We start from the raw sequence: 13,531 nt of genomic DNA, 5'->3' as shown, positions 1-13,531 counted from the left end.
TAGTTTGCATCCATCATGATGGCGGTGGTGTCGATGCAGCAGAATTTCCAGCAATTGATCGAACAGCTCAAGGCTACGCTTGGCAAGCTTGGCGCGCGAAAACTCGCGGCGCTCGGACTTGTGGGCGCGGCGCTTATGGGCGCGATCCTCTATACAAGCATCTATCTGAGCCGCCCCTCTTACGAGACACTCTATGTCGGCCTTTCGCGCGATGACGTGAACCGCATGGGCCTCGCGCTCGGCGAGGCAGGCATTCCTTTCGATGTGAAGGCCGACGGCTCGTCCATCCTCGTGCCCATCGGCAAGGCGGAAAACGCCCGCATGTATCTGGCCGAAAAGGGCCTGCCGACCTCCAACAATGCCGGTTATGAACTCTTCGACAATATGGGGTCGCTCGGCCTCACCTCGTTCATGCAGGAAATCACCCGCGTGCGTGCGCTCGAAGGCGAAATCGCCCGCACCATTCAGGCCATTCGCGGCGTGAAAGCCGCGCGCGTCCACATCGTTCTGGCCGAAAAAGGTTCGTTCCGCCGTGGCGACCAGAAGCCGTCGGCCTCCGTCGTCATCCGCGCCGAAGGCGGCTTTGCTGCTGAATCCGCCCAGTCCATCCGCCAGTTGGTCGCCGCCGCCGTTCCCTCGCTCGATGCTTCCGCCGTGACCGTTCTCGACACCAATGGCCGCCTGCTGGCGTCAGCAGGCGAAGCCGCCAATGGCGCGGCACTGATGACCGCCTCGCTGGAACAGCAGGTCGCAGGCAATGTGGATGACAGCATCCGCAAGGCGCTGGCACCCTATCTTGGGCTGGGCCATTTCCAGACAAGCGTTCAGGCGGTGCTTGATACGGACCGCCGCCAGACCAACGAAACGATTTTCGATCCTGAATCCCGCGTCGAGCGTTCGGTGCGCGTGGTCCGTGAAAGCGGCGATTCCCGCAACAACCGCAACGACAACGCAACCGGCGTCGAACAGAACATTCCGCAGGAAGAAATCCAGAACCGCAACGGCGAAAGCTCGTCGGAAAAGACCGACCGCCGCGAGGAACTGACCAATTATGAAATGAACAGCAAGACGGTTTCCACCGTCAGCGACGGCTACACCGTCAAGCGCCTGTCCATTGCCGTTGTCATCGATCAGGCGCGGCTTCTGCAAACCGCAGGCACCACGCCGCCGCCCGCCAATTTCGTCGACCAGCAGATCGCCAAGATCCGCGACCTCGTGGCAACCGCTGCCGGTCTCAATGCGGATCGCGGCGACGTCATCAACGTGACGGCGGTCAACTTCCTCGATCCTGCCGGTGCCGATATGGAGCCGGTCTCCACGCCGTGGACCGATACGGTGCTTCGCCAGAGCGGTTCCTATGTCAATGCGCTTGCGATCCTTGCCGCTGTCGGTCTGCTGATCTGGTTCGGCCTGCGCCCGCTGCTGCGTGACCAGACTGCCAAGCCTGCGGGCACGGAAGTCGCCATCCGCGAGACAAGCGAAGTGGCTGCGCCCGATTTCGTCGGCGGTCAGGCGGCAGGTGAGGGCGTACAGGCCGTCATTGGCGGGCCGGAAGCCTATGCCGACCAGATGAAGACCAGCCTCAGCGATCTTCGCCAGCGCATGCGCATGCCCGCAAAGCTGCGCCTGGAACAGATGATCGACATGGACGAGGAGCGCGTCGCCGCCGTTCTCAAGCAGTGGATTCACGAAACCGCCGCCAGCCGCGAGGCCCAACCATCGAGGGAATCGGCTGCAAAGGCTTCGGCCATGCCGGAGCTTGAGGCGGCCTGACGATGAGCGCGCTTTCGCTTAGCCGTTACCTTCCCGATTTTTCGACCCATCATATCGGTGATGAGGCGGTCGAGATCATTGCCGCGCCGCTGCCGCCGAAACCGCTGAAGGAAACGCCTGCCTCGCCAGCCGTGAGCGAGACGCCGAAGCGTACGGCTTCCGCCGAAAAGTCTGCTGCCGCCGAGCAGGCGGAAGTCGCCGCCATCATCGCCGGTGAGGAAGAAAAGCGCGCTGCCTTTGAAGCAGGACGTGAGGACGGGCACCGCGAAGCCGAGGCGCTTTACGAGGCCGAGAAGGCACGGCTTCTGCGGGAACATGAGACCGAGATCGAAACTCTGCGCGCTGCATTCTCCCGCGAGCAGGCCCTGCTTCTGGCGGGAAGCCTGACCGAAGCGCTGGCTGCGCTGGAGCGCAGTTTTTCCGGCCAGATCGCCGAAATCCTGATGCCGTTGCTGGCGCAAAAGATGGAGCGCGAGGCGGTTGCGGAGTTTGCGCGGCGCATTGCGGCGCTGGCGCTTGATGGCGAAGCACCGGAAATTTCCGGTCCGGCGCGGCTGATCGCGCCGCTGCGGGATCATGCTGCCCTTCTGCCGTCCGGCTGCCGGTTTTCAGAAACCGGCGCGGACGAACTTTCCTTTTCCTTTGGCGAGCGGATGCTTGAAACGCGCATCGCGCCGCTTCTTGAAGAATTGAAGGCTGCGGTCCAATGAGTATCGATCCCGAAACCAAGCGTGAGATCATCATTGTTCGCCGTGGCGGGCATGACGACCATGACAGCCATCATGGCGGCGTGTGGAAGATTGCTTATGCCGATTTCATGACCGCCATGATGGCCTTCTTCCTCGTCATGTGGCTCATCAACGCCGCCAATGAGGAAACCAAGGCCGCGGTCGCCAGCTATTTCAATCCCGTCAAGCTGATGGACCGGCATTCAAGCCCCAAGGGCGTGCAGGATGTCGAGGAAAAAGACGGCAAGGTTCGCTATGAAAGCGACCAGAAGATCGAAAACAGCACCAAGGTCATCAATGATACGACCGTTGCGCCGGTGAGCGAACAGGAAGAGCGCCAGCTTTTCCGCGAACCCTATGCGGTGCTGTCGGAACTGGCCCACGAGACAGGCGTCCTGCAAAACCAGTCTGCCAAGGGCGATGGCGGCACGTCGCAGTCCGGCCCCGCAACGGGTGCCGAGGGCGGCGAAGCCTATCGCGATCCGTTCAGCCCGGACTACTGGTCGAGCAAGGCTGTCGGCGACCTGACCCCGCCCGATGCAGCACCGGCCACACCGCCGAAGCCGGAAGCGGCACAGCCGAAACCGGAGGAGGCTGCGAAGCCTGCGGAAGCGCCAGCAGAAACGCAAGCGCAGCTCATCGCCGATCTGAAAAAGGCGGCTGAGGGCGAGGCCGCCAAGGAAGGTGCGCAGGCGAAGAAAGCCGAACCAATGCCCGACGTGACGGTCGTTCCCGTCGATGGCGGCGTGATGATCCAGCTTACCGACAAGATCGACTATGGCATGTTCACCATCGGCTCCGCCAAGCCGGATGCCCGGGTGGTGCAGATGCTGGAGCGCATTGCGCAGGTGATTTCCCGCCAGCCCGGCGAAGTCATCATCAGCGGGCATACGGATGCGCGTCCGTTCAAGAGCGCGACCTATGACAACTGGCGTCTGTCATCGGCGCGTGCGCAGATGGCCTATTACATGCTGGTTCGCGGCGGGCTTGACGAAAAGCGCGTGCTGCGCGTGGAAGGCTATGCCGACCGCCAGCCCAAGAACACCAACGATCCGAATGCGGCTGAAAACCGCCGCATCGATATTTTCCTCAAGTCCGCGCCATGAAGAAATATGGGAAGCGGTTCGCCACGCGCTCACTCCTGGCATGTGTTGTGGGACTTTCCCTGATGGGAGCTGCCTCTGCGGCCTTCGCGCAAGCGCCAGTGCCAGCCGGGACCCGCACGCTGCCGGTGCTGGAACCCTACAAGCTCGTGCGTTCGCTGCGCATGTTGCAGGATCAGGTTGTCGCCGGAAAGCCGGAAGCGGTGGTGATGCTTAACAAGCTTCTGGGCTTCGTCAGCGCGGATATGGGGCGAGCGCCGAGCGACGTCTGGAACAATCCGGAAAATGTCTATGCGGCGATCATCTATCTCTTCAATGGCGGCAATCCTGAAGCCGTGCGCAAGGTTCTGGCCGACCTCAAGACGGATGCCGTGCCGCCGGAACTGGTCAAGGGCGCATTGGCCTATGCTTCCGGCCAGACGATTGAGGTGGTGAAGCTTTTTTCGGTGCCGCTGTCGCCTGATGTTCCGGCGGAACTGAAGGCATCCATCGTGCTCGTCACCGCCAGCCAGATGACGGCCTTCGATCCGGCGACGGCCTTGATGCGGCTCGATCAGGTGCGGCTCGACGCGCCCGGCACCTTGTTCGAGGAAGCGGCGATCCGCCGCTCGATGCCGATTGCAGCCAGGCTTGGCGACGCCGACAAGATCAGGCTTCTGGCGCGAAACTATCTCCAGCGCTTTCCCCGTTCGCCCTATATGCGTGATTTCATGGCGCAATTTGTCGATGCGGCGGTAAAGCTCAACGACCGTATCGGCAATGCGGAACTGGCAAGGTTGATCGGCTCGGCTGACCCGGCGATGCAATATTCGCTCTATCTGCAAATCGCGCGCGGGGCGCTTGTCGATGGCCAGACGGAGCGGGCGCGTTTCATGTCGGCAGAGGCGAAAAAGCTCGCCGACAAGCTGAAAACCGACCCGACCCGCGCAAATCTCTATGCGGCGGCAAGCGATGTGGCGTCGGATTCGGCGGGCAGCGCACTGCGCGAACTGTCGCAGATTTCGCCCGACAAGTTGCAGGAGCCGGACCGCAAATTGCTGAAGGCCGCCGAAGCGGTCGGGACGGTCGTCACCCGCACGCCGGATGCCTCGCCGCCCGCAAAACCGGCCTTGACCGAAAGGGATGTGCCGCCGATGGCCGTGGCAAATTCGCCGGAAAACCGGGCCGAAAAGCCGACACCAACTCCGGTCGCCGTCAACCGGAAACCGGCCGGAAACGAGCCGGAAGACGATTTGCAGAAGACGATGGAAGATGCGCGGCGCAAGCTTGCCGAGATCGATAGCCTGCTAGGAAAGACGGTTCAATGAGCGTTGATATTTTGCTGAATTCCACCAGCCGACTTGCCTCGCTCGCCCGAAATTCCGGTCCGTCACAGGCAAAAGCCGAGGCGGAAAGCGAGGGGCAGGCCGACCCGGCAAAATTGTTCAGCTCGCTTCTGGAAAGGCCGCAAGGCAAGGTCGAAAAGAAGGACGAAAACGAGGCGGGAGCCAAGACGGACGAGGCTGAAACGAAGGATGAGGACGGAGCGAAGCCGGTTGCAATTTTCGCTCTGCCACAAAATCTCCTTTCTTTGGACGTTTCTTCGCCTGATTTGAAGGGGGCAAATCACAATTTTGCCACAGGAAATATCGCGAAAAACGAACAAAACCTCCTCGATCCGCTTTCTGCCTTAATTCAGGAGATCGACCCGGAACAGGTCGATGAGCAGGGCGGTGAATTGCCTGCTGCCCGTGACGAACAGAAGAAGACTGTCGTTCAGGCGACCGCCCCGGCCAGCGCGAAAACCGATCAGCCGATCAATCAGGATGCGGCGAAAGCGACCGCCGACAATCAGGCGGAAGTAGCAACGGACGACCTCGCCAGCCTTCTGAAAACGGATAAGGGACAGGCGCAGCAGCAGACGGGGCAAATGCCTGACAGAACCGATTTCCAGCCGCAGTCAGTCGCGAAGGGCAATGCGCCCGCAGACGTAAAAATCTCTGCCGCGCCGTCGCCGGGCGCGGCGCGGATCGCCGACATTCAGGTCGTGTCGGAACGCAGCTTCGGCCCGGTCAAGACCTTGCAGATCAGGCTCGATCCGGCGGAACTGGGAACGGTGACGGCGCGCATCCGCGTGGCATCGGAAGGGGTCGAGGTGCATCTCGTCGCTGAAAAGGCTCATGCGGCAGAAGCGCTCGCTGCCGACCGCTCCATGATCGAGAAAGCCCTGAAAGCGGCGGGAGTGGCGGATGACGCGAAAATTTCGGTGACCGTTGCCGACCGCAACGCGGCAGGCGTGGTCCAGCAGGCACAGATGGCACAGAATACAGCGCAGCAGCAAGGCTTTGACGGACGAAACGGCGCGCAGGCGCAGGCAGGTTTTATGGGCGGTGAGGGCAGGCGGAATGGCGAATCCGGTCAGGCAGGACAGGAGCGTTCGGACAGGCAAGCCGCGCAGGACAGCGGCAACGGCATTGCTCGCAATGATGGCCGTAATCGCGGCCTGGTTGTCTGATAGCCCGGCCCGCGCCGAAAATATCTGCGAACGCGAGATGCACCGGGCATCGGCGCGCTACGATGTTCCGCTGGGCATTCTCTATGCGGTCGGGCTGACCGAAACCGGCCGCAAGAATTCCCTGCAACCCTATGCGATGAACATCGAAGGGCGCGCCGAATTCATGCCGTCGCAAATGGCGGCGGTGCGACGTTTCAATGAGGTCAGGGCCGAAGGCGCAAAGCTGATCGACCTCGGTTGCATGCAGATCAACTATCACTATCACGGCAAGGAATTTCCATCGGTCGCCGCGATGCTGATGCCAAGCCTCAATGTCGATTACGCGGCCCGTTTTCTCAAGCAGCTCCGACAGCGCGAAGGCAACTGGACGATGGCGGTCGCGCGCTATCACGCAGGGCCGAACAACGACCCCGCCCAGAGGCGTTATGTCTGTCGCGTGATGACGAATATGGTCGCCACCGGCTTCGGAAACTGGACGCCTGAGGCACGAAACTTCTGCTTCGGCTGAGTGAGTTTCCTGCGAATTTTAACAGGTTGTAATAGAACGTCAGATGCACCTATGTTGCGGGTATTCAATTAATGGTTGCAGCCCTTGGCGCATGCTGTTAAAGCGACCGGAATTTTAAGCCCTTGTAATGAATCGTAAAAGTTTGTGAGGCGTTAACCTTTGGTTAAGGTTTCGGCGCCTAAAGGATGGGGCGCGTTGCAATCAATGCGATTCCCTTTATTTTAGTATATGCTAAAATGCCTCCCAATTTATTGCGGGCAACTAATTGCCATTGTTGCTGATTCCCTCCCCCAGTTATTGCTAGCCTGCTTGGGCTAACATATTGATTCGGAAGGCGGGCCGATGATCGTTGTCGTAGACGACAGAGATATTGTGACTGAAGGATACTCATCCTGGTTCGGTCGCGAGGGCATCACGACAACAGGTTTTACCCCTACAGATTTCGATGAGTGGGTGGAGAGCGTTCCCCAGCAGGACATCATGGCTGTCGAAGCCTTCCTGATCGGCGAATGTGCCGACCAGCATCGGCTTCCGGCCCGGATTCGTGAACGCTGCAAGGCCCCCGTTATCGCCGTCAATGATCGCCCGTCGCTTGAACATACGCTGGAGCTGTTTCAATCTGGCGTTGACGATGTTGTCCGCAAGCCGGTGCATGTGCGTGAAATCCTTGCGCGCATCAATGCCATCCGCCGCCGGGCGGGTGCGTCGGCTGCTTCCAGCGACAACGGCACCGAGCTTGGCCCGATCCGCGTTTTTTCCGATGGCCGTGATCCGCAGATCAACGGCGTCGATTTTCCGCTGCCGCGCCGCGAGCGCCGCATCCTGGAATATCTGATTGCCAATCGCGGCCGCCGTCTCAACAAGGCGCAGATTTTCAGCGCGATCTACGGCATTTTCGACAGCGAAGTCGAAGAAAACGTCGTCGAAAGCCATATCAGCAAGCTGCGCAAGAAACTGCGCGAGCAGATGGGTTTCGATCCGATCGATTCCAAGCGCTTCCTCGGCTACTGCATCAATATCGAGTGATATTGCTGCGCCTCCCGCCCTCTCCAGTACCGTGATTTCGAACGCAGTTTTTTTCGGAATCGCGTCGGTCCTCCCAGTAAAAGCGTAAAAAATCCCGAGGCTACAGTTTCACGCAAGCGTGGTTCATTAGCTTTGTCGCGGATGAGTGGGTCGGGTCGCCGATTCCATTGCTGGATTTCACGGATTCCGGCCCAAAACTCTCGGATTTTGGCCGGTGATGCAACGATGGTGATATAACCAATCAGGAGCTGCCAATGAGCCTCTACGGTATGATGCGGACCGGTGTTTCAGGAATGAACGCGCAGGCGAACCGCCTGTCGGCGGTCGCTGACAACATCGCGAATGCAAGCACCGTCGGTTACAAGCGCGCGGAAACCCAGTTTTCGTCGCTCGTTCTGCCCAGCACCGGCGGACAGTATAATTCCGGCAGCGTGCTGACCAATGTTCGCTACGGCATTTCCGACCAGGGCGGCATCCGCTCCACATCGTCCACGACCGACCTTGCCATCGACGGCAACGGCTATTTCGTGGTGCAGGGCGCGGACGGCTCCACCTTCCTGACCCGCGCCGGTTCCTTCGTGCCCGACAAGAACGGCAATCTCGTCAATTCAGCCGGCTATTATCTTCTGGGCGCAGGCCCGAACGATCCCGCTGGCGCGCTGACGATCCCCGGCCTGAACATCATCAATGTCAACAGCGCGGCCCTTCCGCCGCAAGGCAGCACGTCGGGCACTTTCTCCGTTAATTTGCCGTCTAGCGATCAGGTTCCGGCGGCGGGCGAGTTCAATCACAAGACCTCGCTCATCTCCTATAATGACAAGGGCGAGAAGATCACGCTCGACGTCTATTTCAGCAAGACCGGCGCGGACGAATGGAGCGTCACGGTCAAGAACGCGGCCGACAATGCAGTGGTTGGCGGCCCGACGACGCTGACCTTCGATCCGACGACGGGCGCGATGACGTCCGCGGGCGACGTGACGGTCGATCTCGGGCCTTATGGCGGCCAGAGCCTCAGCCTCAATCTCGGCGCCTCGACCCAGCGCGCCGGTGACTACACGATCTCGCAGGCACAGATCAACGGACAGGCGCCGTCGGCGGTCAAGGGCGTGGATGTGGCCAATGACGGCTCGGTCGTCGCCATCTACGAAAACGGCACGCAGAAGGTGCTGGCGCGCATTCCGCTCGCCAATGTCGCAAGCCCGGACCGCATGACGGTGGTGAGCGGCAACGTGTTCCTGCCGAGCGCTGAATCGGGCGATGTCCGCCTCGGTTTCCCGCAGAGCGACGGCATGGGCAAGGTCATGTCCGGCACGCTGGAGGAATCCAATGCCGATATCGCGCAGGAGCTGACCGACATGATCGAGGCGCAGCGCAGCTACACGGCCAATTCGAAGGTCTTCCAGACCGGTTCCGAACTGATGGACGTGCTGGTCAACCTGAAACGATAAACCGGACCGTTCCGGGGAAGAGTGAAAAGCCTTTCCCGGAGCTGTCATCTTGAAATACGGACCGTTCGGGCAACGGGCAACGGTCCTCGGCACGATGGGGCAGTTCCGATAGCAGCGGAATTATCAGGGGCTTTCCAAGTGTTTGTTTTAGCCGCATTTCCGGGCGCGAAACCGCATCGCGCCTGCCGGGAATGCACTTGTAGGATGGGGTAAGATGTCGCTTAGTTCTGCTCTTCTGACGGCCAAAAGTTCGCTTGCGGCAACGTCCAAGCAGACCTCCGTTGTCTCCAGCAATATTGCCAGGGCCAACGATCCGGATTATTCCCGGCGCACTGCTTCTCTCGTATCGGGGCCTTATGGCTCGCTTTACGTGGGCATCAGCCGGTCGGCGGATGAGGCCATGTTCAACAGGTTCATCCAGTCCAACAGCACGGCCTCCTCTTCTTCCATTCTCGCAGGCGGGCTCGACCGCCTTTCGTCGCTTTATTCGGCAGACAATTATTCCGGCTCGCCGTCTGCGCTGATCGGCGATCTGCGCGATGCGTTCCAGACCTATGCCGCATCGCCTTCCAACAGCGCGCTTGGCGACAGCGTGGTGTCGACGGCGCAGTCGCTCGCCAATGCGCTCAACGCCGGAACCAAGCAGATCCAGTCGCTGCGCAACGATGCGGACCGGGAAATCGCGGATTCCGTCGCCAACATCAATGATCTTCTCGCCAAGTTCGAGAAGGTCAATCAGGAGATCGTCGGCGGCACCCGCGCCAATCGCGATGTGTCCGACTATATGGATCAGCGCGACGCGATCCTGAAGCAGCTTTCCGGCGAGATCGGCATCTCCACCATGATGCGCGGCGACAATGACATGGTCATTTTTGCCGAAAACGGCGTGACGCTTTTCGAGACGACGGCGCGCAAGGTCAGCTTCGAGCAATCGACGGTGCTGGCGCCGGGCATTTCCGGCAAGGCGGTGCTGGTGGACGGCGTGCCGCTCAACCACGAGACATTCGACCAGCCTTATGGAACAGGACGGCTCAGCGGCTTGCTGCAACTGCGCGACCAGATCGCCCCGCAATACCAGATGCAGCTTGACGAAATCGCGCGCAATCTGGTGTCGATGTTTGCGGAAGGCGGGGACGGGCTTTTTGTCTGGGCGGGCGCGCCCGGCGGCCCGGAAAATGCCGGGACGATCCGGGTTTCATCGAGCTATGTAACGTCGGAGGGCGGCAGCCCGACAAAGCTGCGCGATGGGGTCAACGGCCAGTTCAACCCCGGCGGCGCTGCCGGGTTCAGCGACCGCCTGCGCGCGCTCAACGAGGCATTTTCCGAGCCGAGGGCGTTCGATCCGGCGGCGGGTCTCGCCGCCAGCGCCAGCCTGACGGATTACAGCGCGTCATCGATCAGCTGGCTTGAGGGCAAGCGCCAGAAGGCCAACAGCGAATTCTCCTATAATGCGACGGTTGCCACGCAGGCCGATGCAGCCCTCTCCAACGCCAACGGCGTCGATATGGACACCGAAATGGCGCTGCTTCTCGATCTTGAACATTCCTATCAGGCATCGAGCCGGGTGCTGACCACGATCAGCGCCATGCTCGACGATCTTCTCAACGCGGTGTGAGGCCAATGAAAGCGCAATCGATTTCCACCTATGGCGCAACGTCAGCCCTCCGGGCCATGGTCGCGAAGAACAAGGCCGAGATGTTGAAAGCCCAACAGGAAGCGACCACGGGAACCGTGTTCGATGTCGGGCTGTCGCTTGGCTCGAAAGCCGGGCAGACCGTATCCCTGCGCAAGGAATATGACCGGCTGAGCGTGCTCACCGACATGAACAAGCTGGTGCAGCAGCGCATGAATGCGACGCAGACCGCAGCCGGCACGATCATCGAGAATACGCAGAACTTTCTGGGCGACCTGACGGGCGCCAATAACACCGCCGAAAGCGCTGCCACGATTGCTAAGTCGGCAAAGTCTATTCTGAACTCCGTCACTGGCCTGCTCAACACCAGCTACAATGGCGAATATATCTTCGCCGGGGTGAACACCGATGTGAAGCCGGTTGCCGACTATACCGAAGGCAGCGCGGCGCAGACGGCGGTGCGTCAGGCGTTCCAGAACCATTTCGGCTTCGCCATAGACGATCCGCAGGTGGCCAACATCACCGGCGACGAGATGACGGCCTTTCTGGAAGGCGATTTCGCCGACGAGTTCAACGATGCCAACTGGGCCGCGAACTGGTCGGATGCATCGGATACGGTCATCAAGAGCCGCATTTCGCCGACAGAAACCGCAGATACGTCGATCTCGGCCAATGCCGACGGTTTTCGCAAGACGATCATGTCGGCGGTCATGGTGGCCGAATTTGCAACCATCGGCCTCAATAGCCAGGCGTTCGAAGCCCTGACCGAAAAGGCCATGCAGACCACCACGACGGCGATCACCGAAACGACGTCGGAACAGACGACGCTCGGTCTGGCGCAGTCGCGCACGCAGGCCGCGACGACGCGCATCGTGGCGCAGCAGAAGATCCTGAACCAGTCGGTGCTCAATCTTGAGGAAGTCGATCCTTATGAAGCCGCGACGCGCGTCAACGCGTTGAAGACACAGATCGAGACTTCCTATTCGCTGACGGTGCAGCTGCAGAATATGAGCCTGCTCAACTATCTCAGATAGTTAAGGGGAGGGGCGGGCAGCATGATGCGAGCCCGTCCGGACTGATAGACGGAGAAAACCATGTATCAGATGCGCTACGAAGATGTCATGACTGACGATATGGCGAGCGCCAGGGAACGCGAGCGGGCGCTGTTCGACCGTTCCATTGCGATGCTTGAGGCGGCGAAGGAAAACGGTTCAGGCTCACGCGAGGGGATCGACGCGACCTATTTCACCACAAAGCTCTGGACCACGATCATCGACGATCTGGGGTCGGAGGAAAACGTGCTGCCGAAGGAACTGAAGGCGGCGATCATTTCGGTGGGCATTTTCGTGCTGAAAGAAATCGAGCGCATTCGTCAGGGCGAAAGCAATGATTACGCCACGCTGATCGAGATCACGCAGTCGATCCGGGACGGACTTTGAAATGGCGCCCAACGGAAAACCCGCCATTCGCCTTTCGCTGCGCGCGGGCGAGCGAATCTTCATCAATGGCGCGGTGCTGAAAGCCGACCGCAAGGTCTCGCTCGAGCTTCTGAACGACGCCACCTTCCTTCTGGAAAACCATGTTCTCCAGCCCGAAGACACGACCACGCCGCTGCGCCAGCTTTATTTTGCCGCGCAGATGATGCTGATCGAACCGGCCATGCGCGAAGAGGCGCACCGCACCTTCGCGCAGATGCTGAGGGGCATGTTCTCGGCGTTCAAGGATGCGGAAATCCTCAATGCGCTGAAGCTGGTCGACGAGCTGGTCCATAATGGGCGCGTTTTCGAGGCGCTCAAGACAATTCGCGCGCAATATCCACGCGAGGCTGAACTGATGGGCCTCGAAGCCCCGGCTATGCCAGTGGCACCAATCCGGAAATCTGCGGAGGCAAACCGATGACCACGACACCGCCGGTCGGCACCAACACGACGAACAATACCAATACGCCCAACAGCAATTCCGCGGCCAACAAGGCAAGTGTCGATTACAATTCCTTCCTGAAGCTTCTGGTGACGCAGATGCAGAATCAGGACCCGACGCAGCCCATGGACGCGACGCAATATGTTTCGCAGCTTGCGACCTTCTCCAATGTCGAGCAGGCCGTGCAGATGAACAGCAAGCTTGAAACGCTGATCGCCAACACGTCGCTGACGCAGGCCGAAGGCTGGATCGGCCGCACGCTGACCAATGCCGATGGCAGCATTTCGGGCGTCGTTAAGTCCGTGACCATCCAGTCCAACGGCATGCTGGCGGAACTGGAAGGCGGCAAGACGCTGATGATCGGCCCCGGCGTCAAGATCAGCTAGGACATGATGCGGTGAACGAGGCCGACGCGCTCGATATCGTCAATTCGGCAATCTGGACCGTGCTGATGGCAAGCGGCCCGGCGGTGCTTGCGGCTATGCTTGCGGGCATCGGCATCGCGCTTTTCCAGGCCTTGACGCAGATACAGGAAATGACGCTGACCTTCGTGCCGAAGATCATCGTCATTTTCGTGGTGCTGGCGCTGACGGCGCCCTTCGTCGGCGCGCAGATCAACTCGTTCACGCTGCTGGCTTACTCGCGCATTGAGAAGGGTTTTTAGAGCGGTTACAACGATTTCGTTAAAACAGGAACTGCTATGGGCCGTGATGAAAAAAGCCCCGGCTGGAACCGGGGCTTTGCTTTTTGAAAGACGGGGTTTGCGCCTTACCACTTGACCTTGAAGCCGACGGTGCCCTTGAGGGCGTAGCTGTCGGCGAAGTGGTTGAGCGCGGTGTTGATCGAGCCTTCGCCATAGACGGCATATTTGTTGTCGGCCCAGCCATAGGTGCCGCCA

The 13,531-nt window shown here is 60.2% G+C and carries 14 protein-coding genes; all 14 read left to right on the top strand.

Annotation, left to right across the window (positions count from 1 at the left end):
- Positions 1-18 precede the first annotated feature (18 nt).
- The 14 genes from fliF (at position 19) to fliQ (ending at position 13,297) form a co-directional block, all read left to right on the top strand.
- Entirely contained in the window at positions 19-1,773 is a 1,755-nt protein-coding gene (fliF, locus tag AC0TOF_RS03310) for a flagellar basal-body MS-ring/collar protein FliF (RefSeq protein WP_473767240.1), read from the top strand.
- Positions 1,774-1,775: 2 nt separating this feature from the next.
- Positions 1,776-2,483, top strand: a complete 708-nt coding sequence (locus tag AC0TOF_RS03305) for a hypothetical protein (RefSeq protein WP_122002747.1) — start codon at positions 1,776-1,778, stop codon at positions 2,481-2,483.
- Positions 2,480-3,607, top strand: coding sequence for a flagellar motor protein MotB (locus AC0TOF_RS03300; protein ID WP_473767219.1), 1,128 nt, complete (start codon positions 2,480-2,482; stop codon positions 3,605-3,607). Before AC0TOF_RS03305 ends, AC0TOF_RS03300 begins: the two co-directional genes overlap by 4 nt.
- A gap of 62 nt (positions 3,608-3,669) precedes the next feature.
- Entirely contained in the window at positions 3,670-4,911 is a 1,242-nt protein-coding gene (locus tag AC0TOF_RS03295; protein WP_473767218.1) for a chemotaxis protein, read from the top strand.
- A complete protein-coding gene (locus AC0TOF_RS03290; protein ID WP_473767217.1) occupies positions 4,908-6,098 on the top strand; it encodes a flagellar hook-length control protein FliK in 1,191 nt (396 codons plus the stop codon). Before AC0TOF_RS03295 ends, AC0TOF_RS03290 begins: the two co-directional genes overlap by 4 nt.
- Positions 6,067-6,606, top strand: coding sequence for a transglycosylase SLT domain-containing protein (locus AC0TOF_RS03285; RefSeq protein ID WP_473767216.1), 540 nt, complete (start codon positions 6,067-6,069; stop codon positions 6,604-6,606). The genes AC0TOF_RS03290 and AC0TOF_RS03285 overlap by 32 nt, the downstream gene beginning before the upstream one ends.
- Before the next feature lie 342 nt (positions 6,607-6,948).
- Positions 6,949-7,632 (top strand): flagellar transcriptional regulator FtcR, encoded by a 684-nt coding sequence (gene ftcR / locus AC0TOF_RS03280; protein WP_121983509.1) that lies wholly within the window; start codon positions 6,949-6,951, stop codon positions 7,630-7,632.
- A gap of 254 nt (positions 7,633-7,886) precedes the next feature.
- Positions 7,887-9,080 (top strand): flagellar hook protein FlgE, encoded by a 1,194-nt coding sequence (locus AC0TOF_RS03275; RefSeq protein ID WP_473767215.1) that lies wholly within the window; start codon positions 7,887-7,889, stop codon positions 9,078-9,080.
- Positions 9,081-9,294: 214 nt separating this feature from the next.
- Positions 9,295-10,695 (top strand): flagellar hook-associated protein FlgK, encoded by a 1,401-nt coding sequence (flgK, locus tag AC0TOF_RS03270; protein WP_473767214.1) that lies wholly within the window; start codon positions 9,295-9,297, stop codon positions 10,693-10,695.
- 5 nt (positions 10,696-10,700) lie between these two features.
- Positions 10,701-11,747, top strand: a complete 1,047-nt coding sequence (locus tag AC0TOF_RS03265) for a flagellar hook-associated family protein (protein WP_473767213.1) — start codon at positions 10,701-10,703, stop codon at positions 11,745-11,747.
- A gap of 60 nt (positions 11,748-11,807) precedes the next feature.
- On the top strand, positions 11,808-12,152 hold the full coding sequence (gene flaF / locus AC0TOF_RS03260) for a flagellar biosynthesis regulator FlaF (RefSeq protein WP_122002755.1): 345 nt from the start codon (positions 11,808-11,810) through the stop codon (positions 12,150-12,152).
- Position 12,153: 1 nt separating this feature from the next.
- Positions 12,154-12,612 (top strand): flagellar biosynthesis repressor FlbT, encoded by a 459-nt coding sequence (flbT, locus tag AC0TOF_RS03255; RefSeq protein WP_122002756.1) that lies wholly within the window; start codon positions 12,154-12,156, stop codon positions 12,610-12,612.
- On the top strand, positions 12,609-13,019 hold the full coding sequence (gene flgD, locus AC0TOF_RS03250; protein ID WP_122002757.1) for a flagellar hook assembly protein FlgD: 411 nt from the start codon (positions 12,609-12,611) through the stop codon (positions 13,017-13,019). Before flbT ends, flgD begins: the two co-directional genes overlap by 4 nt.
- Positions 13,020-13,030: 11 nt before the next feature.
- Positions 13,031-13,297 carry a flagellar biosynthesis protein FliQ gene (gene fliQ / locus AC0TOF_RS03245; RefSeq protein ID WP_006469393.1) on the top strand — a complete coding sequence of 89 codons (267 nt, stop codon included), beginning with the start codon at positions 13,031-13,033 and terminating at the stop codon, positions 13,295-13,297.
- Positions 13,298-13,531 lie beyond the last annotated feature (234 nt).

It is taken from the genome of Ochrobactrum sp. PL_is501 (assembly GCF_055816895.1).
The sequence above is the reverse complement of the archived record's forward strand: the minus strand, read 5'-3'. Positions and strand labels throughout refer to the sequence as shown.